At 62.7% G+C, this 23,410-nt stretch carries 21 protein-coding genes; 10 read left to right on the forward strand and 11 right to left on the reverse strand.

Annotation, left to right across the window (positions count from 1 at the left end; genetic code table 11):
• The first annotated feature begins 18 nt into the window (after positions 1–18).
• The 4 genes from AC1Q6C_RS17880 to atzF all read left to right on the forward strand — a co-directional run bounded on the left by AC1Q6C_RS17880 (position 19) and on the right by atzF (position 3,860).
• Positions 19–825: an SDR family NAD(P)-dependent oxidoreductase gene (locus tag AC1Q6C_RS17880; RefSeq protein ID WP_042923321.1), complete on the forward strand. Its 807-nt coding sequence runs from the start codon at positions 19–21 to the stop codon at positions 823–825.
• Positions 822–1,355, forward strand: a complete 534-nt coding sequence (locus AC1Q6C_RS17885) for a carboxymuconolactone decarboxylase family protein (RefSeq protein WP_003941526.1) — start codon at positions 822–824, stop codon at positions 1,353–1,355. The genes AC1Q6C_RS17880 and AC1Q6C_RS17885 overlap by 4 nt, the downstream gene beginning before the upstream one ends.
• Positions 1,356–1,431: 76 nt before the next feature.
• Complete coding sequence (locus AC1Q6C_RS17890) at positions 1,432–2,133, forward strand: GntR family transcriptional regulator (protein ID WP_051649638.1); 702 nt, start codon at positions 1,432–1,434, stop codon at positions 2,131–2,133.
• Between the two features lie 17 nt (positions 2,134–2,150).
• Complete coding sequence (atzF, locus tag AC1Q6C_RS17895; RefSeq protein ID WP_230359614.1) at positions 2,151–3,860, forward strand: allophanate hydrolase; 1,710 nt, start codon at positions 2,151–2,153, stop codon at positions 3,858–3,860.
• A 3-nt stretch (positions 3,861–3,863) separates the two neighbouring features.
• Here the strand turns inward: atzF and AC1Q6C_RS17900 are convergent, their stop codons facing one another.
• Positions 3,864–4,439: a TetR family transcriptional regulator gene (locus AC1Q6C_RS17900; protein WP_003941498.1), complete on the reverse strand. Its 576-nt coding sequence runs from the start codon at positions 4,437–4,439 to the stop codon at positions 3,864–3,866.
• A gap of 68 nt (positions 4,440–4,507) precedes the next feature.
• Between AC1Q6C_RS17900 and AC1Q6C_RS17905 the strand changes: the two genes are divergently transcribed.
• Positions 4,508–6,109, forward strand: a complete 1,602-nt coding sequence (locus tag AC1Q6C_RS17905) for an MFS transporter (protein ID WP_003941517.1) — start codon at positions 4,508–4,510, stop codon at positions 6,107–6,109.
• A 52-nt stretch (positions 6,110–6,161) separates the two neighbouring features.
• Here AC1Q6C_RS17905 and AC1Q6C_RS17910 read toward each other — a convergent pair whose 3' ends face one another.
• Entirely contained in the window at positions 6,162–7,013 is an 852-nt protein-coding gene (locus AC1Q6C_RS17910) for an SDR family oxidoreductase (RefSeq protein ID WP_230359613.1), read from the reverse strand.
• 118 nt (positions 7,014–7,131) lie between these two features.
• On the opposite strand from AC1Q6C_RS17910, the gene AC1Q6C_RS17915 reads away from it, so the two are divergent.
• Entirely contained in the window at positions 7,132–7,581 is a 450-nt protein-coding gene (locus tag AC1Q6C_RS17915; protein ID WP_007735410.1) for a winged helix-turn-helix transcriptional regulator, read from the forward strand.
• Here the strand turns inward: AC1Q6C_RS17915 and AC1Q6C_RS17920 are convergent.
• From AC1Q6C_RS17920 to AC1Q6C_RS17930, 3 genes are all read right to left on the reverse strand, one after another.
• Entirely contained in the window at positions 7,557–8,549 is a 993-nt protein-coding gene (locus AC1Q6C_RS17920; protein WP_073512154.1) for an iron-siderophore ABC transporter substrate-binding protein, read from the reverse strand. The two genes, AC1Q6C_RS17915 and AC1Q6C_RS17920, sit on opposite strands and share 25 nt — an antisense overlap.
• Before the next feature lie 183 nt (positions 8,550–8,732).
• Entirely contained in the window at positions 8,733–10,136 is a 1,404-nt protein-coding gene (lpdA, locus tag AC1Q6C_RS17925; RefSeq protein WP_003941477.1) for a dihydrolipoyl dehydrogenase, read from the reverse strand.
• Positions 10,137–10,185: 49 nt separating this feature from the next.
• The gene (locus tag AC1Q6C_RS17930) at positions 10,186–11,061 is read right to left on the reverse strand and encodes a dipeptidase (RefSeq protein ID WP_007733736.1); all 876 of its coding nucleotides are present in this window, start codon (positions 11,059–11,061) and stop codon (positions 10,186–10,188) included.
• 344 nt (positions 11,062–11,405) lie between these two features.
• Here AC1Q6C_RS17930 and AC1Q6C_RS17935 point away from each other — a divergent pair, with 344 nt between their 5' ends.
• The 3 genes from AC1Q6C_RS17935 to AC1Q6C_RS17945 all read left to right on the forward strand — a co-directional run bounded on the left by AC1Q6C_RS17935 (position 11,406) and on the right by AC1Q6C_RS17945 (position 15,863).
• The gene (locus AC1Q6C_RS17935; protein ID WP_007733735.1) at positions 11,406–12,455 is read left to right on the forward strand and encodes an alpha/beta hydrolase; all 1,050 of its coding nucleotides are present in this window, start codon (positions 11,406–11,408) and stop codon (positions 12,453–12,455) included.
• 255 nt (positions 12,456–12,710) lie between these two features.
• Positions 12,711–13,727 (forward strand): alpha/beta hydrolase, encoded by a 1,017-nt coding sequence (locus AC1Q6C_RS17940; protein ID WP_003941485.1) that lies wholly within the window; start codon positions 12,711–12,713, stop codon positions 13,725–13,727.
• Positions 13,728–13,811: 84 nt separating this feature from the next.
• On the forward strand, positions 13,812–15,863 hold the full coding sequence (locus AC1Q6C_RS17945; RefSeq protein ID WP_081557544.1) for a prolyl oligopeptidase family serine peptidase: 2,052 nt from the start codon (positions 13,812–13,814) through the stop codon (positions 15,861–15,863).
• 4 nt (positions 15,864–15,867) lie between these two features.
• Here AC1Q6C_RS17945 and AC1Q6C_RS17950 read toward each other — a convergent pair whose 3' ends face one another.
• Both AC1Q6C_RS17950 and ppk2 read right to left on the reverse strand, forming a co-directional pair.
• Positions 15,868–16,701 (reverse strand): alpha/beta hydrolase family protein, encoded by an 834-nt coding sequence (locus AC1Q6C_RS17950; protein ID WP_054827775.1) that lies wholly within the window; start codon positions 16,699–16,701, stop codon positions 15,868–15,870.
• Positions 16,702–16,752: 51 nt separating this feature from the next.
• Positions 16,753–17,667 carry a polyphosphate kinase 2 gene (gene ppk2, locus AC1Q6C_RS17955; RefSeq protein WP_007733731.1) on the reverse strand — a complete coding sequence of 305 codons (915 nt, stop codon included), beginning with the start codon at positions 17,665–17,667 and terminating at the stop codon, positions 16,753–16,755.
• A gap of 145 nt (positions 17,668–17,812) precedes the next feature.
• Here ppk2 and AC1Q6C_RS17960 point away from each other — a divergent pair, with 145 nt between their 5' ends.
• Complete coding sequence (locus AC1Q6C_RS17960) at positions 17,813–18,016, forward strand: PspC domain-containing protein (RefSeq protein ID WP_003941534.1); 204 nt, start codon at positions 17,813–17,815, stop codon at positions 18,014–18,016.
• A 272-nt stretch (positions 18,017–18,288) separates the two neighbouring features.
• On the opposite strand, the gene AC1Q6C_RS17965 is transcribed toward AC1Q6C_RS17960, so the two are convergent.
• The 4 genes from AC1Q6C_RS17965 to AC1Q6C_RS17980 all read right to left on the reverse strand — a co-directional run bounded on the left by AC1Q6C_RS17965 (position 18,289) and on the right by AC1Q6C_RS17980 (position 23,339).
• Positions 18,289–19,734, reverse strand: coding sequence for a wax ester/triacylglycerol synthase domain-containing protein (locus tag AC1Q6C_RS17965; protein ID WP_073512156.1), 1,446 nt, complete (start codon positions 19,732–19,734; stop codon positions 18,289–18,291).
• A 282-nt stretch (positions 19,735–20,016) separates the two neighbouring features.
• The gene (gene groL / locus AC1Q6C_RS17970) at positions 20,017–21,642 is read right to left on the reverse strand and encodes a chaperonin GroEL (protein WP_003941476.1); all 1,626 of its coding nucleotides are present in this window, start codon (positions 21,640–21,642) and stop codon (positions 20,017–20,019) included.
• Between the two features lie 273 nt (positions 21,643–21,915).
• Positions 21,916–22,473 carry a DUF6764 family protein gene (locus AC1Q6C_RS17975; protein WP_019744475.1) on the reverse strand — a complete coding sequence of 186 codons (558 nt, stop codon included), beginning with the start codon at positions 22,471–22,473 and terminating at the stop codon, positions 21,916–21,918.
• An 80-nt stretch (positions 22,474–22,553) separates the two neighbouring features.
• Positions 22,554–23,339: an HAD-IIA family hydrolase gene (locus AC1Q6C_RS17980; RefSeq protein ID WP_064443292.1), complete on the reverse strand. Its 786-nt coding sequence runs from the start codon at positions 23,337–23,339 to the stop codon at positions 22,554–22,556.
• Positions 23,340–23,410 lie beyond the last annotated feature (71 nt).

Below are 23,410 nucleotides of genomic sequence, written 5' to 3' on the forward strand. Positions count from 1 at the left end.
CTGCGTAGGGACACAGCAATGGGCAAGAGCGAGGCGGGCAAGGCCGAATCGGCCAAGAGTAGTGCGGACGACCTGACGGGTCGGCGCATCCTGATCACCGGCGCTGCCCGCAATATCGGTTCTTCGCTGGCCAGACGCCTGTACGACCGTGGTGCGTCCGTGGGACTGCTCGGCCTCGAGCCGGAACTTCTCGAGCAAGTCGCTACTTCCTGCGGCCGCGCGCCCTGGCAGTTGTGCGATGTCGCCGACCTCGAGCAGGTATCTCGCGGCGTCGACTACATCGCTGAGAAGCTGGGAGGCATCGACGTCGTCGTCGCCAATGCCGGGGTCGAGGCGAACTCGTCGATCCTCGGCGGCGACCCTGCGGACATGCGCCGCGCCGTCGAAGTCAACCTCATGGGCACGTACTACACCCTGCGCGCAGCCGGTCCGCACATCAGTCACGAAAACGGTTACGCCCTGGTGGTCGCCTCGGCTCACGGCGCCGCCAAGCATCCGTTTCGCGGACCGTTCGGTGCTTCGCGCGCCGGCGTCGAAGCCTTGGGTGACGCGTTGCGCTTGGAAATGAAACACCTCGGCACCAAGGTGGGCGTCGCGTATATCGGCGACATCGACACCGATACCACCGCACTGTCGTTCGACGGAGCACGCGGAACCCTCGCCAGCGCCGGCACCACGACCGTCGCTGACGCCGTCGACGCGTTCGAGCGCGGTATCGTCGGCCGGAAGTCACGCGTACACGCGCCCCGCCGCAGCGCCGCGGTTCGCCACATCGCGCAACGAGCTATAGACCTCCGTCCCTCTCACATCCGTGGAGTCGCATGAACCCCCGCATCCCCCCCGGCCGATTCAAGGACCTCGGTCCGATCAACTGGGGAATCTGGCGTGTCCTGTCGAAGGCTGCCGGAGCACCCGATGCGCATCTGTTCAGCACCTTGGGGCGCACGGGTGGACTCTTCCGCGGTTGGCTGCACTACTCCGGCTCACTCATGCCCGGCGGCAAGATCTCTCGCCACGACACCGAACTGATCATCCTGCGGGTCGCGCACCTGCGGGACTGCGGTTACGAGATGGATCACCACATCAGGCTCGGCCGCAAAGCCGGAATCGACGCAGAAGAACTGGCCCGAATCATCGAGGGCCCTGGCGCTTCCGAGTTGAGTCCGCGTCACCGTGCGATCTTGACTGCGGTCGACGAGTTGGTCACCACCAAGGACGTCACCGACGACACGTGGGGAACGCTCTCGCAGCATCTCGACGATCGTCGGTTGATCGAATTCACCTTGTTGGTCACTCAGTACGACGGCCTGGCCACCACGATCGGAACCTTGCGGGTTCAGCGCGACTTCTCCTGAAGTTCCGCGGCGGCCGTAACTCAGCTCTAACCCGAAGACATCTGGACGAAACACCTGATCAATAGCGTATACAGGTATGTCGACAGGGATGAATACGGCGCCGGAGCCACTGCGTGAGGTGGTCTACCGGGAACTACGCACCGAACTGGTCAACGGGACTATCGGGTTCGATCAGCGCCTGACGGAACCGAAACTCTCCACGCGTTTCGGCATTTCTCGCACACCAGTACGGGAAGCGTTGACGATGCTGTGCGCCGATGGACTCCTGCGCCGGGAAGAGTACGGGTTCTCCGCCGTGCGCCCGAGTATCCCGCGGATCCGAGATCTGTATGAACTCCGAATCACTCTGGAACTACAAGGAATTACCCGGGCGATCGCAGATCCGACGATCCGGCACGACCGAACAATCCTCGACGACGAATTGGTGCGGTGGCGTGCCCTGGCTCTCGATCCGCCCGCTCAGGAACCGGGGTTCGTCGAACTGGACGAGGAATTCCACGTCGCCGTACTGAGGGCGTCGGGAAACAATGAACTGGTCGCGTCGCTGCTGTCGGTGAATTCCCGTATCCGGCACGTTCGGATGTACGACTTCATGGTCAACGGCCGCATCGACACCTCGATCGCGGAGCACATTCAAATCCTCGAAGAACTACGTGCCGGCAATCTGCCCGAGGCCCGCACGCTTTTGCACCAGCACATCGGCGAGTCTCTCGACGTCGTCCTCGACCGGGTGACCCGCGCGATCACCGCGCTCTCACTCGCCAACATCACGGACTGATCGGAGCAGTACACACCATGACCATCGCAGCAGAAGTTTTCACCCCGACAGCCCGGGTCGAGCAGGCATTCCAGCGGATCGAGGAAGTAGATCGCCCCGAAGTCTGGATCACGTTGCGCCGCAAGGAAGATGTGCTTGCCGATGCCGCTTCGGTCGAAGCCAGAATCGCCACGGGCGAGCATCTTCCTCTGGCTGGGCGTCTGGTCGCCGTCAAGGACAACGTCGACGTCGCCGGTCTGCCGACCACAGCGGCGTGCCCCGAATTCGCGTATTCGCCGGACGAAACCGCCAGTGCCGTTGCGCGGTTGATCGAGCACGGGGCTGTTGTTCTGGGGAAGACCAATCTGGACCAGTTCGCCACCGGACTGGTCGGAACGCGCAGTCCGTACGGAGCCGTTCGCTGCGCCTGGGACGAAGAGTTGATCTCGGGCGGTAGTAGCTCCGGATCCGCCGTCGCTGTCGCGCTGGGAATTGCAGACATCGGAATCGGCACCGACACTGCCGGTTCGGGCCGGGTGCCGGCAGCGTTCCACGGGATCTACGGACTCAAGCTCTCGCTCGGCGTCATCCCCGCCCACGGAGTAGTGCCCGCCTGCGTCGACTACGACGCTCTGACGGTATTTGCCGACGACCTCGAATCGGCAACCGCGGCAGCGGCAATCATGATCGGCCACGAACCTCGGGATCCCCGCAGCCGCGTCTGGCCTTCCGACGTTCGTCTCGCGGCGGCGCCGAATCCCCGCGTCGCCGTCCCCCGAATCGAGGATCTCGCTCAACTGAGCCCGTCGTATACAGCAGCATTTCAGGACACTGTGACAGCTCTGGTAGCCGGCGGCGCCGAGACCGAGACCGTCGACATATCCGGACTGCTCGACGCGGCCCGATTGCTCTACGACGGCGCCGTGGTGGCGCAGCGGTACGCCGCTGCCGGCGAGTTCCTCGAAACTCGTCCTGCCGGAGCAGATCCCGCGGTGTCCGACATCGTGCTCGGTGCGAAGCACCCCACCGGATACCAGCTGGTCGACGATCTCGATGCTCTCACCCGCGCCAAGGCTGCCGCCCGGGAACTCCTCGCCGGGTTCGACGCCCTACTGCTTCCCACCACCACCGAACACCCGACGATTGCCGCCGTGACCGAGGATCCGTTCGGAATCAACCGCCGGATGGGAACTTTCACCAACTTCTGCAACCTGCTCGACATGGCGGCCGTCGCGGCGCCCGGACACCGCACTGCCGAAGATCACCCGTTCGGCGTCATGTTCGTCGTACCCGCTTTCGACGACCAGATCGCCATCGACCTCGCTGCGCGACTCGGCGGTGCGCCTTCACCCACCCTCGTCGATACCGGAATCGACCTCGCAGTATTCGGCGCTCACCTGCGCGGGCAACCCCTCAACACACAGTTGGTCGACCTCGGCGCGCGGTACGTCGAAACCGTCACGACCTCGGATGCCTACCGGCTCTTCGCTCTCGACACGACGCCACCGAAGCCCGGCCTGGTACGCCGTGGCCCTGGACTCGGCGCACCGGTCGTCGGCGAGATCTTCCGAATCTCACCGGCCGGGCTGGGAACGTTCCTCGCCGCCTTGCCTGCACCGATGGCGCTCACCAGCGTCGAGTTATCCGACGGCAGAACGACAGTCGGTTTCAGCTGCACTCATGACGCCGTAAACGGCGCAGCTGACATCACCGACTACGGCGGTTGGGCCGCGTACCTCTCTCGCTGACAGTCACGGCTTGCAGATTCGAGTGACGGCCTCGCGCACCACTTCACGGCGGCGCGCGATCTCGTCGGCGTCGACGTTCTGGTTGTCGGCCACACCGGGGGCCACCACCCAGCCGAACACGAGGCCGAACAGCATCGTGATCAGGTCCTGGGGGTCCCAGTGCTTCGAGATGAGGCCGTCTTCTTGAGCCTTGCGGATCGTGGCCATTCGCGGAACCCAGCTGGAATGTTCCTCGGCCAACTTCTTCATCCGTGGTGCCTCACCCTGCAATTGACCCCAGATCATCATCCGTTGAATCTGTGGTTTGCCGAGCATTGCGTCGAACAGTTCGACAGCATGCGCGGGCATGTCTTCACCGGTGAACTCGACGGATTCCATCGCCTGCTCGAAGTCGACGTCGAGCACCGCGTGGAACAACGCGACCTTGTCACCGAAATAGGCGTAGAGGCGCTCCTTACTGGCGTTTCCGTTCTTCGCAATCCGATCGATGCGCGCACCGGCAAGCCCGTAGGTGCCGAATTCTTCTTGCGCAGCGTCGAGGATTCGCTGTTTCGTCGCGGTCACGTCAGTGGGAGCCATAGTGATGATGGTAACCGAACGAACTATTTCGTTTGACTCACCCGAGAAGGCTGGAATACCTTTTTCCAATGACCACCACGTCCCACGTCGACGGCGGCACTCTGCCACCGATCCCGGCTGTCTCCGAGAATCCGAATCATCAACGTCGCTGGCTGGTGCTCTGCATCGTCGCGTTCGCTCAACTCATGGTGGTGCTCGACGGCACCATCGTCTCCATCGCCCTACCGGCAGCCCAGGAGGAACTGGGCATCAGCGACCTTGACCGCGCGTGGGTGGTCACGTCGTACGCCTTGGCGTTCGGTGCGCTGCTGCTCCTCGGCGGACGTATCGCCGACTACTGGGGCCGAAAGCGATCCTTCATCGTCGGCATGGCGGGCTTCGCGGTTGCCTCCGGCATCGGCGGCATCGCGCAGAGCGGTATCGAACTGTTCATCGCTCGCGCCGGCCAGGGCGTCTTCGCAGCATTGCTCGCGCCCGCTGCGCTGTCGATGCTCACCACCACCTTCATCGGAGAGAAGGAGCGCGCCAAGGCTTTTGCCGTCTACGGCGCGATCTCCGGCGGTGGCGCTGCCATCGGCCTGCTCCTCGGTGGAGTGCTGACGCAGTACGTCGACTGGCGTTGGTGCCTGCTCGTCAACATCCCGATCGCGCTGATCGCCATCGCTGCAGCCGTCCCGATCGTCAAGGAAACCAAAGCGCACGGCGACACGAGCTACGACCTTCCCGGCGCTGTCCTCATCGCCCTGGGGCTCGGCTCACTGGTCTACGGATTCACACGCGCCGAGCACGGCTGGGGTCAGGCGGACACTTTGCTGTTCATCGCACTGGGTCTGGTCTTCCTCGCGATCTTCGTGGTCGTCGAGAGCCGCAGCAAGAATCCGCTTCTACCGCTGAGCGTTCCGTGGCATCGTGATCGCGGCGCTGCTCTGATCGGCTCCATGCTGGTGGGCGCCGCCCTGCTCGGCGGCACGTTGTACCTGACGTTCTACCTGCAGATCGTGCTCGGATTCAGCCCGGTCATGGCCGGCGTCGGATCGCTGCCGATGGCATTTTTCATCGTCTTGGCGTCGACCATCGCAGCGCAGTTGTCCACCAAGATCGGCCCCAAGCCGCTCATGGTCGCCGGCCCGCTGGTGGCAGCCGTAGGACTGCTCATGCTGACCCAGATCGAGGTACACAGCTCCTACTGGACGCACGTGTTCCCCGGCCTCGCCATCTTCGGCTTCGGACTCGGTCTGCTGATGGTGCCGATGCAGAACCTCGCACTGATCGGTGTCCCCGACCACGACGCCGGCGCTGCCAGTGCCCTGGTCAACGCCACCCTGCAGATCGGCGGCGCACTCGGAACCGCACTGTTCACCACGATCTACGCTTCGGCAAAGTCGGCCTTCACCGCCGACAACGCGGCGCCGATCCCGCCGGAAGGCATTCCTGTCGACATGTCGAACGCGACCATCCCGACTGGTGACCAATTGGCGCTACTCCCCCAGCCGGTGCAGGACTTCGTCGCCTCGATGACGGACTACTTCTTCGGCGCCGAGGTATCCGGATACTCGGCCGCATTCGGTTGGGCGGCAATCCTGTTGGCGATCATCGCACCGGTAGTGCTGGTGCTGGTCCGCGCCAAGAAGGGTGATCTGCCCGCCGAGGGTGCAGTCCACATGGGGTAGCCCCCTGTGCGCCTTTCTTCACCGCCCGCGGTTAATAAAGGCGCACAGCAGGTCAGGCCTTCCTCAACACCTCAGCCACCGGAGTGCTGCTGCGGCCGATCAACTTCTGCAGGTCACCCGACTCGGTGTCCAGCGCCCCCTTGGCAATTGCAGCATCGGAATCGGCGAGGATCTGCGCAACCGGTGCAGGCAGTCCGACACTTTCGAGAATGCCTTCGTAGGCCTGCTCATCCACGAACTGATACGCGATCGGCTTGCCCGCGAATTCGCTGATCTTCTCGGCCAATTCGGCGTAGGTGAGCCTCTCGTCACCGCCCAACTCGTACACTGCACCTTCGTGACCATCGGTGGTCGCGACTACTGCTGCGGCGTCGGCGTAGTCCACACGCGCCGCAGCCGCGATCTTTCCGTCCGCTCCCGCACCGACGAGTGCGCCGCGTTCGATCACACCGGCCAGGTCGTTGGTGAAGTTCTCCCAGTACCAACCGTTGCGCAACAGTGCGAACGGAATACCGCTTCGGGTGAGCACGTCCTCGGTCGCCTTGTGCTCGGCAGCAAGCTTCATCGGAGTGTCTCGAGCATTCAAGATGCTCGTGTACGCGATGAATCCGACACCGGCAGCCTTCGCCGCGTCGATGATGTTGGTGTGTTGCGCGAGCCGTGACCCCACTTCACTTCCCGAGATCAGCACCAGCTTGTCGACTCCCGCCAATGCGATTTCCAACGCCGAGGCATCGGCGTAGTCCGCCCGACGTACAACTACTCCGCGGGCGGCGAGGCTTTGCGCCTTCTGCGGATTGCGGACCACTGCGACGATGTCGGACGCGGCGGTTCCCCGCTCGATCAACGACTCGACTACCAGTTGTCCGAGGTTTCCGGTTGCGCCGGTGACTGCAATGCTCATGCGAACTCCCGATCCAGGTTGAAGCGTAAATGCGTTCTGCAACCATCATGCACTTATTTTTCGTAAGTGCAACATGTCGAGTTAGCGCTATGGGATCGTGCAGTAGTAGCCTGGGTTCATGACCAGCACCGACTCACCTTCACGTGCTGCCCAGACCCCTGATCCGAATGCCGACGTCGTGGACCCAACACTCGAGGCTGACGTCTTCGCTCGCGGGTGCAACTCTCGGGCGGCATTGCAGAATGCAACCGGACGCTGGGGCGCACTCGCGCTGGCGGCATTGAACGAGGGCCCGTACCGGTTCAGTGCCCTGCGCCGACGCGTCGACGGAGTCAGCGAGCGCATGCTCTCGCAGACCCTGCAAACACTCGAGCGGGATGGCCTCGTGCACCGTGAGGTACTCGAAACCATCCCGCCCAAAGTTGAATACAGCCTGACCGAACTCGGCGCCGACGTCGCCGCAAAGATCACGGCCCTGATCGAACTACTCGAATCGCAGGTGCCGAAAATCGTTGCGTCACAAGCGTCGTACGACGCCCGGAATCAGCTCAACTTGTCCGAGAGCTGAGCGATGAACTCGTCGAATGCGTAGGGAACGCTCAGCACCGTCGGAGCGGACGTAGCCATCGCGTAGTCCATTCCGACCAGACGAACCAGACGGCCGTTCGACACCGAGGTCATGTTCGCGAACGGACCGAAGGACATGAGCTTGTCCAGGTTGGTGCCGTCGGCGTCGACGAGAATGAAGACGTCGGCGTCGAGTGTGTCGATGGATTCCATGCCCACGGACACCGAACTGTCGCCGGAAGTGCACACTGCGTCGACACCGGGCGAGGTCTTCACCCCGAGCTGGCCGAGAAGACGGATCCGCGGGTCGGTGCCGCAGAAGACGATCAAGCCCTCATCGGTGCGCATCGCATACGTCGAGGTTTTGCCCTGGAACTGCGGGTGATCAGCGGCCTGCTTCTCGAAGTACGCCCCGGTCTCGTCGATCAGCGTCTGCGCCTGCGCCGGCTGTCCGAGCGCCGCGCCGATCATGCTCATCTGCTTGTCCCACGCGGTATCCCACGGCTGGTCGGGGAAGGCGACGGTCGGCGCGATGTCACTGAGGCGCTTGTACTCGCCCTCGTCGATACCGGAGTAGACGGCGAGGATCACGTCGGGATCGAGCCCGAGGATCTGCTCGAACGGGATATCGGGATTGGTCGTCATGAGAACGGGCTTCGCACCGTTCAGACGCGAAGCGTCCCAAGGCAGAATGTTGTTCTCGATGCCGTCGCCGGAGAAGCTCTCCATGGCGACCGGGACCTTGTTCAGTGCAATCACCGAATCCTGGCCACTCCATCCGATGGTCACGATGCGCATAGGCTCCGCGTCGATCGTGGTCGAGCCGTAAGCGTGGTCGACGGTCACGGGGAACGCCCCCGCCTCGGCGGCACCCGAAGCTTCGGTGTCCGATCCGGCGTCACCTGAGGTTCCACAGGCGGAGAGCGTCAGCGCGACGCAAGCCGCGAGCAGTACGGAACGAGTTTTCATGAGTGGTCCTTCGAAAGCCGGATGGTCGACTCGGGACGCTAATGCGTTGCGCGCCTACACCCCGACTCGAAGGCCTCAGTTGGCGGTTTCGCAACACAACTCGACACAAAAGACGAAAAACCCCGTGTGCCTTTCCGGTAGAGCGAACTACCAAAAAGGCGCACGGGGCCGAAGGCCCTGCCGTCAGAAGTTGATCATGTGGCCGGCGAGGCCGTGGATCGCTTCCTGCAGTGCCTCACTGAGCGTGGGGTGGGTGTGGACGTTGCGTGCCAACTCGTTGACCGTGAGGTCCCACTTCTGGGCCAAGGTCAGCTCGGGCAGCAGTTCCGAAACGTCCGGTCCGATGAGGTGCCCGCCGAGCAGTTCGCCGTACTTCTTGTCGGCGATCAGCTTGACGAAACCGGTCGGGTCACCGAGACCGTGTGCCTTGCCGTTGGCAGCGAACGGGAAGTTCGCGACCTTGACGTCGTAGCCCTCGGCCTTGGCCTGCTCCTCGGTCAAACCGAACGAGGCGACCTGCGGCTGGCAGAACGTCGCACGCGGCATCATCCGGTAGTCACCGAGTGTCTGCGTCTCCGCGCCGCCGATGGTCTCGGCAGCGACGACAGCCTGAGCTTCTGCGACGTGCGCGAGCTGCAGCTTGGCGGTGACGTCACCGATGGCGAAGATGTGCGGGACGTTGGTGCGCATGTAGTCGTCGATCGCGATGGCGCCGCGATCGGTCAACGCGACACCGGTGTTCTCGAGACCGAAGCCCTCCACGCGCGGTGCGAAGCCGACGGACTGCAGAACCTTGTCGACGACCACGGTCTCGATCTCGCCGGACTTGTTGTCCTTGATCGAGACGGTGACCTTGCTGCCGTCGTCGCTGATGGACTGCACAGCGGCACCGGTCTTGATGGTGACGCCGAGCTTCTTGTACTGCTTGGCGATTTCCTTCGAGACGTCGGCGTCCTCGTTGGGCAGTGCCCGATCGAGGAACTCGACGATCGTGACGTCGACGCCGTAGTTCTTGAGGACGTAACCGAACTCCATGCCGATCGCGCCGGCACCGACGATGAGGATCGAACCCGGAAGGTCACGGGTGAGGATCTGCTCTTCGTAGGTCACGACGTTCTCGCTCAGCGAGGTGCCGGGCAGCAGCTTGGTGTACGAACCGGTCGCGATGATGGCGTTGTCGAACGTGATCGTCTCGGTGCCACCCTTGCTCAGCTCCACGCTGATGGTGTTGGCGTCGACGAACGTGCCCTTGCCGTCGTACTCCGGGATCTTGTTCTTCTTCATCAAGAAGTGAATGCCCTTGACTCGCCCGTCCGCGACCTTGCGGCTGCGATCGAAAGCGGAGCCGAAATCGAAGGACACGTCTCCGGACATGCCGAACGTCTTCGCTTCTTTCGTGAAGATGTGCGCGAGTTCGGCGTTACGGAGAAGCGCCTTGGACGGAATGCAGCCGACATTCAGGCATACACCGCCCCAGTACTTCTGCTCGATGATGGCGGTGCTCAGGCCCAGTTGTGCCGCGCGGATAGCAGCGACGTACCCACCGGGGCCGGCTCCGAGGACAACGACGTCATAGTGTGAGGTCACGATTCACCAGGGTAGTCCTGCATCGTTTCGCTGTCCCCAGATGGTCGTATTACCCGTCGGTAGCCCACACTTCTCGGGCAACTCGGGCGAAATTTCCGCCGTACACGGCCTCGATCGACGGCTCGTCGAAGCCCCGCTCACGCAATACCTGATCAAGTGTCAGCACCTCCTCCGGAGGAGTCCACTGCAGTGGCCCCCACGCGGTGTACGCCTCGGAGAACGACGACGGGTTCTGCTCGATCTCTTCGCGGAAGTCGTCGGCGTCGAAGGAGAAGTCGGAGCCGATCCCGACATGATCGATGCCGACGAGTCCCACAGCCTCTTCGATGTGGTCGGCCATCGCGGACAGCCGAGCCTGGTCGTCATCCGGTCCGTTGACGCCGAGGAATATGCCGACGCCGTTGATCCCGATGACGCCGCCGGTCTCCGCACACGCCCTGGCCTGATCGTCGGTGATGTTGCGCGGATGCTCCCACAACCTTCGGAGATTCGAGTGGCTGTAGATCATTGCTCGCTGGGTGATAGCTGAGATGTCCAACCCCGTCTGTACCGAACAATGTGAGCCGTCGACCGTCATTCCGACGCGATTCATCTCGGCAACCAGGTCACGGCCGTATCCACTCAACCCCGTGTCCGCCAGGTCCAAGCAGCCACAGCCGGCAGCATTCATGTAGTTGTACGTCGGCAACATCGAGCGGACTCCGAGGTCGCAGAAGTACGAGACGTTGGCCAGGTCTCCCTCCAGCGGATTCGAGTCTTCCAGGTCGAAGGCCAGGGCGATTCCGCCGGACTCCTGAATCTCCACGACGCCGTCGACGCTGAAGACAGGGGTGATCTCCGGGAACTCGACCCGCGCCTGCCACGCGAAACTCTTGGCGATTGCCGTCGAGTCCGCGCGAGTCTGCGGCGAGTAACCGACGTTCACCGAAACGTAACTCCCCGCTGGGCGCTGATATCGGAGAAGATCTTCGACAGACGCGTTCGACTGCAGAGGTAGGCAACAATGTTGTTCCCATAGTGGATATGTCCGGTTCACTCACTAATCCCGTCGATGATCAGGGAAATTCACCTGAAACTGGTCGTACGTTCAGCAAATCTCTGGTTCACTGGCGGATAACGCACCGATGCGGTAGAACTTACAAGACTCACACGCCCTGTACCTATCGACAGAGCATGTACCCAGCATGAATTCCCGTACGGGAACAGCAACAAAGGACCGTTCACTCCTGGGCGGATTCGAAGGAATTTTAGGTGGAGGTTTCTGAACGTATGCGTGCTCGCACTTTCAAGCGTGGCCGTCTGGTCGCCGCTGTAGCCGCAGTATCCGTGCTGCCGATGCTGATCAGCCCTGCAGTGTCGTCCGCAGGCGGAGATCCGTCGACCACCACGGCAACTGTTGCCAAGGCAAACACAACGGGTTCCAAGCTCTCGAGCCGCACGGACAACGGGCGCATCGCCACCATCAAGGTGTACTCCCCTTCCATGGAACGCGATATTCCGCTCGAGGTCATCCTCCCGGCAGACGGCAGCGAACCCCGCCCGACCCTCTACCTGCTCAACGGTGCAGGCGGCGGCGAAGACCGGGCGACGTGGCAGCGTCAGACCGACGTCAACGAGTTCTTCGCTGACAAGAACGTCAACGTCGTCACCCCGCTCGAAGGTGCATTCAGCTACTACACCGACTGGGTGAACGACGACCCGTCCCTCGGCCGTCAGAAGTGGCAGACGTTCCTGACCCAGGAACTCCCGCCCGTCATCGACGCCGAGTTCAACACCAACGGCGTCCAGTCGATCTCCGCGATCTCGATGACCGCGACCTCGGTCCTCAACCTCGCCATCGCAGCTCCGGGCCTCTACAAGGGCGTCGGTGCATACAGCGGATGCGCCGAGACCAGCACACCGGTCGGCCAGTCCTCCATCGAACTGGTTGTGGGCATGCGCGGCGACGCTGACGTGACCAACATGTGGGGCCCCCTCGACGGCCAGGGCTGGATCGACAACGACCCCGTCGTCAACGCCGAGAAGCTCCGCGGCACCGAGCTCTTCATCTCCACCGGCTCCGGACTCCCCGGCCCGCACGACACCCTGAACAACGAGGCGATCAACGGACAGGTCGGCACACTCGCCAACCAGGTGATCGTCGGCGGCGTCATCGAGGCAGCAGTCAACTACTGCACCCACAACCTCGCCTACCGCCTCAACGATCTCAAGATCCCGGCCACCTTCGACTTCAAGCCGACCGGCACCCACTCGTGGGGCTACTGGGAAGACGATCTCCACAACTCCTGGCCGATGCTCGCTCGTTCGATGGGCATCTGACCGAAATCGTTCCGACTCGACCCCGCTCCCTGCACTTCCGGGAGCGGGGTCGAGTGCTTGTCTGGGCCGATTCGGGGGTTAGTTCGGGGGTTAATTCCGGGGCCAATTCAATTGTCAGGCAATCGAATCGCGTCACTTTCTGCGCCCGCTCTGCTTTACTGACACATAACAAAAAGTGAACCTGTTCCAGTAAGGGCTCACAGGCACTTCGATCCGTTCCGGATCCGAAGACATTCAGGTGGAGGATCCGAACGTATGCGTGCTCGAATTTTCAAGCGTGGCAGTGTGATCGCAGCTCTCGCAGTGGCCACGGTGCTGCCGATGCTGATCAGTCCGGCGACAGCTTCTGCGGGCGGTGACACGTCCGGATCGCACGTCGTGAGCAACACCAAGACCGGCGACCGCAAGGTCACCATCTCGGTCTTCTCCCCGGCGATGGATCGCAACATCCCGCTCGAGGTCATCCTCCCCGCAGATGGCAGCGAACCCCGCCCGACGCTCTACCTGCTCAACGGTGCAGGCGGCGGCGAAGACTCGGCGACCTGGCAACGCAAGACCGACGTCATGAACTTCTTCCAGGACAAGAACGTCAACGTCGTCACTCCACTCGAAGGCGCGTTCAGCTATTACACCGACTGGGTGAACGACGATCCGGTTCTCGGTCGCCAGAAGTGGCAGACGTTCCTCACCAAGGAACTCCCGCCCGTCATCGACGCCGAGTTCAACACCAACAAGGTCCAGTCGATCTCCGCGATCTCCATGACCGCGACCTCGGTCCTCAACCTCGCCATCGCGGCTCCCGGCCTCTACAAGGGCGTCGGGGCGTACAGCGGATGCGCTGAGACCAGCACCCCCGTCGGTCAGAGTGCGATCGAACTTGTCACAGGTACCCGCGGCGGAGCTGACATCACCAACATGTGGGGCCCGCTCGACGGTCAGGGCTGGAAGGACAACGATCCGGTCCTCAACGCCGAGAAGCTCCGCGGCACCGAACTCTACGTCTCCACCGGCTCCGGACTCCCCGGCCCACACGACACTCTCGCCAATCCCGCGATCAACGGTCAGGTCGGTGCGCTCGCCAACCAGGCGATCGTCGGCGGCGTCATCGAGGCAGCGGTCAACTACTGCACCCACAACCTCGCCTACCGCCTGAGCGATCTGAAGATCCCGGCCACCTTCGACTTCAAGCCGACCGGCACCCACTCGTGGGGCTACTGGCAGGACGATCTCCACAACTCCTGGCCGATGCTCGCTCACTCCCTGGGCGTCTGACCCGATTCGTTCTCACTCGACCCCGCTCCAGTGTTTCGGGAGCGGGGTCGAGTGCTGTCGGGAGCGAGCAGTAAGAATGGACGTATGACTTCCGATCAGCAGCCCACCACCGGCGACGACCCCTACCTCTGGCTCGAAGACGTGACCGGTGAGTCTGCACTCGATTGGGTCCGTCAGCACAATGCCGTGACCGAGGAGCAGCTCACCGACAACGAGCGCTTCGATCGACTACAGAGCGACGTGCGCGAGATCCTCGATACCGACGCGCGAATCCCCTACGTCCGCCGTCGAGGTGAGTTCCTCTACAACTTCTGGCGCGACAGCACCCACGTTCGCGGATTGTGGCGACGCACGACGTTCGATCAGTACGTCACCGACGACCCGGAATGGGACGTCCTGGTCGACCTCGACGCCCTGGCCGAGGCCGAGGGCGAGAACTGGGTCTGGAAGGGCACGCAACTTCTACGGCCACACCGCAACCGTGCATTGATCAGCCTCTCCCGCGGCGGGGCAGACGCGGCGGTCGTTCGCGAGTTCGACATCGACAAGCGCGAGTTCCTCGCTCCCGAGGGCGAGAATCCCGGCTTCTACCTTCCCGAGGCCAAGACCGACATCGACTGGATCGACATCGATACCGTCTACGTCGGAACGGATATCGGACCGGGGTCGCTCACCGATTCCGGATATCCCCGTCTGGCCCAGCGGTGGAAGCGCGGCACTCCCCTCTCCAGCGCCGAGACCGTCTACGAGGGCCAGGCCACGGACGTGGCCATCTCGGCTTCGCACGATCCGACGCCCGGGTTCGAACGGGACTTCGTCACTCGCTCGGTCGATTTCTACAACTCTCAGCATTTCGAAGTTCGCCCCGACGGTGAACTGGTGCTCGTGGACGTCCCCGAGGACGCCGGGATCTCGATTCACCACGAGTGGTTGTTGATCCGCACCAAGTCCGTGTGGGCCGTCGAGGACACCGAATATCCGACCGGCGCACTGCTTGCCATCCGTTACGACGATTTCCTTGCCGGCTCACGAGCACTGACATCGATCTTCGAACCCGACGCACATTCCTCGCTCGAGCACTACACCTGGACACGCGATCATCTGATTCTGGTGGTCCTGACCGACGTGCGCACGACGCTGCGAATCCTGACGCCGGGCGAAAACGGCTGGGAGGATCGACCTTTCGAAGGGCTTCCAGAACTGACCAGTATCGAAATTCTCGACACCGACCCTGATGTCAGCAACGAGTACTTCGTCAATTCGAGTGGATACACCTCCCCTGCAACTCTTTTGCACGGCGTGATCGGCGAAACCGAACCCACTGCCCTCAAGCAGGCTCCCGCGTTCTTCGACGCCGAGGACATCACCACGGAGCAGTTCTTCGCCACCTCCGCCGACGGCACCCTCATCCCCTATTTCGTGGTCCGCAATCCGCGTAGCGAGCCCGGCCCCACCCTGCTCTACGGGTACGGCGGATTCGAGATCTCGCTGACGCCGTCGTACAGCGGTTCTCTGGGCCGTGCCTGGTTGACGCAGGGCGGAACCTATGTGGTTGCGAACATTCGTGGTGGCGGCGAGTACGGACCCGGTTGGCACACACAGGTTCTCAAGGCTGGGCGCCACAAGGTGCACGAAGACTTTGCTGCCGTCGCGAGAGACCTCGTCGATCGCGGAATCACGACCCCGGATCTTCTGGCAGCTCAGGGCGGAAGCAACGGCGGCCTGCTGATGGGCATCATGCTGACCAAGTACCCCGAACTCTTCGGCGCCATCGTCTGCCAGGTCCCGCTGCTGGACATGCGTCGATTCCATCTCCTGCTGGCCGGCGCGTCCTGGATGGCCGAATACGGTGACCCCGATGTCCCGGAGGAGTGGGCATTCATCTCGGAGTATTCGCCGTATCAGAACATCGACGCCGCCGCGTCGTACCCACCGATCCTGATCGCGACATCCACCCGCGACGACCGCGTCCACCCCGCGCATGCCCGCAAGATGGCCGCACGGCTGGAAGAGCTGGGCAAGCAGGTGCTGTATTTCGAGAACATCGAGGGTGGCCACGGCGGCGCCGCGGACAATGCTCAGCTGGCATTCAAGACCGCGCTGACCTACGAGTTCCTCTGGCAGAAGCTCGCCTGATCTTTCAGCGGTCGCGCAACCACGCGACGACGCGCTCGCTCACAGCGGTGGGATTGCGTATCCAACCGTTGTGACCGAGTGGTTCGTCGATGTGCGTCATCGTCACTTGGGCCCCGGAGAGCTTGTCCACCAGGTTCTTTGCCGACCGGCGTGGAGCGAGATCGTCCCCTTCGATCGTGATCGACAGAACCGGCAAGGTCAGGCGAGCGATCCGCTCCTCGTAGTCGATATCCGCACCGATGGGTTCCATGCGACCGGTCCTGGCGAACCGTGCCCAATCGGTGATCAGTACTTTCGACTGTCGACCGAAGCCGCCGACGTTGACCCGGTCTCCCGGCCAGAAGCCGGCAATGTTGGCTGTCACCGACATCGCGGACGAACCCAGATAGAGTCCGGGCGCACGGATTCCGGGGAATCCGCGGTGATACGGCGATCCGGAGGCAACCAGGATCAGTCCGCCGAGCCGGCCCCGAATCCTCGACGCGTACATGACCCCGATCTGGCCGCCCATGCTGTGCCCCATCAGAAATGGTGTGCTGGCCGGAAACCGCTCGCGCACCACCTCGAACGTCGCCGGACAATCGATCGAGACCAGTTCCTGATATCCGAAAGCACTCGACGCGCTCGGGCGCGGTTTGCTGTCACCTTGGCCGCGCAGTTCACCGATGGCCGCATTGAAGCCGGCTTCGACCAGGGCCTGCGCCACCGGATCGTAGAACCCGGCGGGAACTCCGAGCCCTGGCAACATCACCACCACGGGTGCGTCGTCGTTCGGTCCGGGAAACAGACGGATCGGGGTCACGGTGCCGTCGGGGAGTTGGATCGGTACGGTCTCCATTCAACTCACACTAACCACCCACGCCGCGGATGGGCAGAGCCCACGCGCCGACTATTCGAGGCTTCCCACGATCAGCGGATCCGGAGTACCCACGATCTCGTAATCCTTGTTGTCGTAATCGAACTGACTGAGCACGTGACGCATCGCGTTTATCCGCGCGCGTTTCTTGTCGTTGCTCTTGATGACGGTCCACGGAGCGGTGGCGGTATCGGTGAACCGGATCATCTCTTCCTTCGCCGCCGTGTACGCATCCCACTTGTCCAGAGAAGCGATGTCCATCGGCGAAAGCTTCCACTGCCGCACGGGATCGACCTGTCTGATCGCGAACCGCGTGCGCTGCTCCAGCGGTGAAACCGAGAACCAGAACTTGATCAAGCTGATGCCGTCGTCGACGAGCATCTGCTCGAACAACGGCACCTGGCGCAGAAATCGCTCGTGCTCCTCGTCGGTGCAGAAACCCATGACCCGCTCGACCCCGGCCCGGTTGTACCAAGATCGATCGAACATCACCAGTTCCCCGGCGGCGGGAAGGTGCTGCACGTAGCGCTGGAAGTACCACTGCGTCGACTCGCGAGCCGACGGCTTCTCCAGCGCGACGACGCGAGCGCCACGAGGATTGAGGTGCTCCATGAATCGTTTGATCGTTCCGCCCTTGCCGGCAGCGTCGCGTCCTTCGAACACAATGGCGTGCCGTGCGCCGGTTTCTTTCGACCAGTTCTGCAGCTTGAGGAGTTCGATCTGCAGCAGACGCTTGGACATTTCGTACTCGTCCCGAGGCATCCGTGCGTCGTACGGGTATCCCTCCCGCCAGGTGTCGACCTCGAAACCGTCCGGCGACGTCAGCAGCACCGGATCGTCGTCGTCATTGTCGTCGACGGTGAAGGCGGCGGTGTCGGCCAGATCGACGGCGGTCGAGAGGTCCGCGAAGGCGCTGAGGAACGGTCGGCGTTCTGCTAAATCGGTCACCGCCGACAAGTTAGTCTCCCGCAGCAACCGTTCGGTGAAGCTGGGATGAACTACCGGGGTATGACACGACGGGCTCAAAAGATCAGGGTGCAGATGGGGGTCGTCCCCGATGGTGCCTGATGCGATCTCGCTTCAGAATTGAAGCATGACATTCGAAAGCAACACACCTCGCCCCTTCACCCGTTCCAACGACAAGAAAATGTTCGCCGGAGTGTGCGGCGGAATTGCAGATTACTTCGGCGCCGACGTCAATCTTGTCCGTCTACTCGCCGTTATCGCCGCTATTTGCACGGGTGGAACCGCGGCATTGGTATATCTCGCCGCCTGGATGCTCATGCCATTAGGGTGAGAATTCCGGCAATTCACATGGCGAGAATTACGCGCCGACAAAAGGTATTTCGGGGCCTACGCGCCAACACGAGCAGGCCCCGAAATCAACAATCCACTTGGCGGCCTTCAACTCTCCACCGCTGAGCGCAGCGAGGGCCTCGAGACCCTTGACGGCCAGGCCACTGACGCTGCCCAACCAAGATGTTCAGTGGTTCGCTTGGGACGAGGAAATGACGCCAATCCGAAAACTCAGGGAATGACAGGCGGCGTAAAGCCGGGGGTGCCGAGAGATTATCGTTCGACCAACTCACGATTTTGGTCGGAAACTGCCTGCAGAAGCGTCGTGAACCCCACCCGCAATAATTCGATGTAGTGCTCGATATCCGGCATCGTCTCTCGCGAGACGATGACATTGAGCGTCAGAGAACCTCCACGCGCAGCAATGAGGAAGTGGCGCAGAATGTCTCCGTCGACCGGCGCCTGCCCGCCGAGAACTGCCACCGCCGGCGCACCTTCGAAGACATTGCCGTCGACCGATACCGGGACATTGCTGATCGTCGTGTTCTGAATGACCTTGTGCGAAGGGTCAAGCTTGTTGATCCGACGCGAGAGACCGGTGAGTCTGAGCAGAGCCGCGGGCGACGTTTCGATGCGTGTGCCGTATCGACGGACGGCTGGGTGCAAACTCCGCCCCTTTGCCATCAGCGCCGAATCCCTGATTCGTGTCAGCCGCTCGACCGGATCTTCGACGTCCGTGTGCAGATCGACCGTCAACAGCGCCAGTTGGTTGGCCGATTCCCATTCGGCGATCTGCCGCATCGATCGGGGAACCATCGCCGCCAACCCACTGCCTGATTTCTCGCCCTTCTCCGACAGGTATGCGTCGAGAGCGCCGGCGACGACGGTCAGGAAGATGTCGTTGACCGTCACGTCCGAAATGGCCGCTCGGATCGCTTTGATGTCTGCGCCGTCCAGCGTCAGGAAATCGATCGTGATGTCTCCGCCCAGCATGCCGTTGAATCGGGTCGGCAGGCGGTCGGCCGAGTACGTAGGCAGCTCTCCGGCCTCTTCCGCCTCCCGAACCGTCTCGGCCGCAACCTTTGTCACGGACAGACCCCGGCCGAAACGGATCGCCTGGCCGGGCAAACCCACGACCGTGCGCCCGATCAAATCCAGCGACGAAAGCCCCGAACCGGCACGCTTCGTCTCCGGCTTCGGCGGACCGGAGAACAGAAGGTTGGTCAGATCGCGGATCGCCAGACCGTCACCGGCCCCGTGGTGGGTCTTGAGCATGATCAGCGTCAGATTGCCCGGTAGCTCGTCGATCCCGTGCACTCCGGTCATGACGTGCAACTCCCAGGGCGGCCGGGACAAGTCCATCGGCTCACCGAGCGAGCGCCCGAGCAATTCACGAATCGGCGCCCACCCGGCAACCGGGGCACGATGGACGTGCACGTGATCATCGACGTCGAAATCGGCCGGGACCCAATAGGGATAGTCCAGATCCAGCGGAACTCGCTGGAGTCGACTCGTGAACAGTGGCCAGTATCCGAATCTTTCGGTGATCCACCGAACCGCGTCGTCGTGCGTCATCTCTGCGAGCGGATGGCCCGTCGTGTCGAAGAAGTAGGCGCAGACCATGTGGCTCAGATGTCCGCCGGACTCGTTGTAGACGAACTCCGCGTCTCGCGGCCCCATCTGAGATACCGCGGCTGGCAACGAGTTCCGAAAGATCATGCATGCCCCTCAACTCCGACGCTGAACGAATGTCCGAATTGTAGCGAGCTGACATGCCGATCCTCTGGGTTCTGCTCGGAATCGTTGGGTATCACCGGATCCAGCAATCGGAAAAGGTGCCTGTGATTCCGAGCGATCAGGAGGCAACCTCTTGGTTAGGTGAATCCGCAATCTGCATCGCGGCTGCCGCTGCCAAGTCATGGAAACTTGCCTCCCCCGCACGAGCAAAAGCCCGGCCCACCGAATGGTGGGCCGGGCTCTAGGAGCTAGGTGGAGATGGACTCAGAAGTCCATGCCGCCCATGCCGCCGGTCGGATCGCCTGCAGGCGCTCCGGCCTTCTCGGGCTTGTCAGCGACAACGGCTTCGGTCGTCAGGAACAGAGCCGCGATGGACGCTGCGTTCTGCAGTGCCGAGCGGGTGACCTTGACCGGGTCGTTGATGCCTGCAGCGAGCAGGTCGCCGTACTCGTTGGTCGCAGCGTTGAGGCCGTGACCTGCGGGCAGGTTGGAGACCTTGTCCGCAACAACGCCGGGCTCGAGGCCTGCGTTGAATGCGATCTGCTTGAGCGGAGCGGACAGTGCAACGCGAACGATGTTCGCGCCGGTTGCCTCGTCACCTTCGAGCTTGAGGTCGTCCAGTGCGGGAGCTGCCTGGAGAAGTGCAACGCCACCACCGGCGACGATGCCCTCTTCGACGGCTGCCTTTGCGTTACGCACTGCATCTTCGATGCGGTGCTTGCGCTCCTTGAGCTCGACCTCGGTAGCAGCGCCGGCCTTGATGACTGCAACGCCGCCGGCCAGCTTGGCCAGACGTTCCTGCAGCTTCTCACGGTCGTAATCCGAGTCGCTGTTCTCGATCTCGGCGCGGATCTGGCTGACACGACCGGCGATTGCGTCGGCGTCGCCGGCACCCTCGACGATGGTGGTCTCGTCCTTGGTGATGACGACCTTGCGTGCCTGGCCGAGGAGCTCGAGGCCTGCGGTCTCCAAGGAGAGTCCGACCTCTTCGCTGATGACCTCGCCACCGGTGAGGATGGCGATGTCGGCGAGCTGAGCCTTACGACGGTCACCGAAGCCGGGAGCCTTGACGGCAACAGACTTGAAGGTGCCACGGATCTTGTTGACCACGAGGGTGGAGAGAGCTTCGCCCTCGACGTCCTCGGCGATGATCAGGAGCGGCTTGCCGGACTGGATGACCTTCTCCAGCAGGGGCAGCAGATCCTTGACCGTGGAGATCTTGGAGCTGACGAGCAGGATGTACGCGTCTTCGAGGACGGCTTCCTGACGCTCTGCATCGGTGGCGAAGTACGCCGAGATGTAGCCCTTGTCGAAGCGCATGCCCTCGGTGAGCTCGAGCTGCAGGCCGAAGGTGTTGGACTCCTCGACCGTGATGACGCCTTCCTTGCCGACCTTGTCCATAGCCTCGGCGATGAGCTCACCGATGGACGGGTCGCCGGCGGAAATACCGGCGGTAGCAGCGATCTGCTCCTTGGTGTCGATCTCCTTGGCGGTCTCGAGCAGGCGAGCTGTGACAGCCTCGACAGCCTTCTCGATGCCGCGCTTGAGGCCGAGCGGGTTCGCGCCGGCTGCGACGTTGCGCAGACCTTCACGGACCAGAGCCTGTGCGAGAACGGTAGCGGTGGTGGTGCCGTCGCCAGCGACGTCGTCAGTCTTCTTGGCGACCTCCTTGACGAGCTCGGCGCCGATCTTCTCGTACGGGTCGTCGAGTTCGATCTCCTTGGCGATGGAAACACCATCGTTGGTGATCGTGGGGGCGCCCCACTTCTTTTCGAGAACGACGTTGCGACCCTTGGGGCCCAACGTCACCTTGACAGCGTCGGCGAGGGCGTTGAGGCCTCGCTCGAGGCCACGACGTGCCTCTTCGTCGAACGCGATGATCTTTGCCATTGCGAAGTGATCCTCCGGATAGGGGGTGACACACAAGGTGACCGCTCGTCGGGTCACCTCATCGGCACAAGGCGACCGTTTGACCGGTCACCTCATTACACGGGCGACCGATTTGCCTGGTCACCCATCTACGCCTGTGGTCTAGTCAGTGCCCGCGACGGACGACCGGGGGTGTCTATGGTTCCCGGTCTCACTGCCTCGACCTGGCACTCACGGTTCGCGAGTGCCAACTGCATTTTTAGCACTCGAGCGTGCCGAGTGCAAGGTTGAGCCTCAGCCCGCGATGCAGAACTGTCCGTTACTCAAATTGACCGCAAACGAGAGCACTCCGACGCAGTCGACGCCATTGGCATCGGCTGTAGCGCCCGCTCCGTAACCAGCGATGGCGAAGGTGACATTTCCGTCAGCCGCCCCGGCCCGCGCGATACCGCCGCCGAGTGCAAATGCCTGCGCCTGACCGTTACCGCGAGAAGCCCCCAGCGCGGTTCCGAAGCCGTTGGCATATGAATTTGAGTAGCCGTTGTCGGCGGCGACGCTCACAGCGGTACCGCTCTCGGCGGCACCGGCCTGCGAACGGCCGGCTCCGACGGACTGCGCGCCGCAGCTCGCGGTCTCGGAGACCTGGATGTCATTGGCCGACGGCGGCGAGACACACGTGACGGGGGCTGCCGAAGCAGCTCCCGCACCGGTCAGCGCCAGCCCGGCGGCGAGCCCCATACCTACAGTCATCACAGCACCTGTTCTCGCCAGGCGGCCCCCCAACCGACTACTGGAAATTCCGCTGACTCGAGAGGATGAGCGGCGGAACCAGACTGACGAGATCAAGGGCATAGAAACTCCTTCGTGGAACAAGTTCATTGGATTCGGGCGCGAGAGTACCCGCTCGAGTGAAGTCCGTCACCCCCGCCTGGTCAAGCCTCGAGGACGACCCCGAGAAGGGCCGGAAGATCCGCGACCGAATCGATGACGTGGTCGGGCTTCTGAACCGAGAGGTCGAGCACTGTTTGCCGAAACTTGCCTGTGCGCACCAGAACTCCGGTCAGGCCGACCCGCTGTGAGGAGAGGACGTCCCCGATCAGATCGTCGCCGACCATCACCGTCGCCTCAGGTTCGACATGCATCAGCTCCGTGGCTGTAAGGAACCCCGTGAGAGACGGTTTACCCACCGCGGCGATATTTACACCCGCCACTTCCTCGAAGCCGGGCAAGTACGTTCCGGTGTCGATTCGAAGGCCACCTGACGTCTCCCACATCATCCCGCGGTGCATCGCGACGACGGGCACTCCGGCGAGCAGTAGTTCGAGCACTCTGCTCAGCGCCTCGTGGGTGAACTCCGGGCCGGCGCCGCCGAGAATCACGACCTCGGGATCGGCGTCGTCGAATTCGATTCCCTCGAGATCGGCGGACACGTCACCGTGATTGAGTACCCACGCCCTCGCGTCCGGGTACGTCGCCCGCACGTACTCCCCCGTGAGCCTGGCGGCAGTAACTATCTGGCTCGCCTCCACCTCGATACCGGCGTCGCACAACCCCTGCGCGATGAGTGTCGAACTGCGCGAGGTGGTGTTGGTCAGAAACCCACAGGCCAATCCGCGCCGCCGAACTTCGCGTACTGCTTCCCCTGCTCCCTCGATCGGCTGCCAGGACGTGAGCAGGACTCCGTCGATATCGAACAGAACACCTTCGATGTCGGCCATTGCACCAGCCTATATTCGCCATCGAGGTCCTGCCGAGGCGTCGAAACCCGAAATCCGTCGATCGCTCAGTA

The sequence above is a fragment of the Rhodococcus sp. MT28 genome (genome assembly GCF_058792695.1).

What these genes read in the sequence shown, in the direction of transcription:
- AC1Q6C_RS17950 (WP_054827775.1), bottom strand. Translation starts at nt 16,701, where the DNA reads ATGGAGACCGTACCGATCCAACTCCCCGACGGCACCGTGACCCCGATC.
- AC1Q6C_RS17880 (WP_042923321.1), top strand. Translation starts at nt 19, where the DNA reads ATGGGCAAGAGCGAGGCGGGCAAGGCCGAATCGGCCAAGAGTAGTGCG.
- AC1Q6C_RS17920 (WP_073512154.1), bottom strand. Translation starts at nt 8,549, where the DNA reads ATGAAAACTCGTTCCGTACTGCTCGCGGCTTGCGTCGCGCTGACGCTC.
- AC1Q6C_RS17885 (WP_003941526.1), top strand. Translation starts at nt 822, where the DNA reads ATGAACCCCCGCATCCCCCCCGGCCGATTCAAGGACCTCGGTCCGATC.
- groL (WP_003941476.1), bottom strand. Translation starts at nt 21,642, where the DNA reads ATGGCAAAGATCATCGCGTTCGACGAAGAGGCACGTCGTGGCCTCGAG.
- AC1Q6C_RS17975 (WP_019744475.1), bottom strand. Translation starts at nt 22,473, where the DNA reads ATGCCCTTGATCTCGTCAGTCTGGTTCCGCCGCTCATCCTCTCGAGTC.
- AC1Q6C_RS17900 (WP_003941498.1), bottom strand. Translation starts at nt 4,439, where the DNA reads ATGGCTCCCACTGACGTGACCGCGACGAAACAGCGAATCCTCGACGCT.
- AC1Q6C_RS17980 (WP_064443292.1), bottom strand. Translation starts at nt 23,339, where the DNA reads ATGGCCGACATCGAAGGTGTTCTGTTCGATATCGACGGAGTCCTGCTC.
- AC1Q6C_RS17935 (WP_007733735.1), top strand. Translation starts at nt 11,406, where the DNA reads ATGCGTGCTCGCACTTTCAAGCGTGGCCGTCTGGTCGCCGCTGTAGCC.
- AC1Q6C_RS17915 (WP_007735410.1), top strand. Translation starts at nt 7,132, where the DNA reads ATGACCAGCACCGACTCACCTTCACGTGCTGCCCAGACCCCTGATCCG.
- AC1Q6C_RS17965 (WP_073512156.1), bottom strand. Translation starts at nt 19,734, where the DNA reads ATGATCTTTCGGAACTCGTTGCCAGCCGCGGTATCTCAGATGGGGCCG.
- atzF (WP_230359614.1), top strand. Translation starts at nt 2,151, where the DNA reads ATGACCATCGCAGCAGAAGTTTTCACCCCGACAGCCCGGGTCGAGCAG.
- AC1Q6C_RS17940 (WP_003941485.1), top strand. Translation starts at nt 12,711, where the DNA reads ATGCGTGCTCGAATTTTCAAGCGTGGCAGTGTGATCGCAGCTCTCGCA.
- AC1Q6C_RS17945 (WP_081557544.1), top strand. Translation starts at nt 13,812, where the DNA reads ATGACTTCCGATCAGCAGCCCACCACCGGCGACGACCCCTACCTCTGG.
- AC1Q6C_RS17960 (WP_003941534.1), top strand. Translation starts at nt 17,813, where the DNA reads ATGACATTCGAAAGCAACACACCTCGCCCCTTCACCCGTTCCAACGAC.
- AC1Q6C_RS17905 (WP_003941517.1), top strand. Translation starts at nt 4,508, where the DNA reads ATGACCACCACGTCCCACGTCGACGGCGGCACTCTGCCACCGATCCCG.
- AC1Q6C_RS17910 (WP_230359613.1), bottom strand. Translation starts at nt 7,013, where the DNA reads ATGAGCATTGCAGTCACCGGCGCAACCGGAAACCTCGGACAACTGGTA.
- AC1Q6C_RS17890 (WP_051649638.1), top strand. Translation starts at nt 1,432, where the DNA reads ATGTCGACAGGGATGAATACGGCGCCGGAGCCACTGCGTGAGGTGGTC.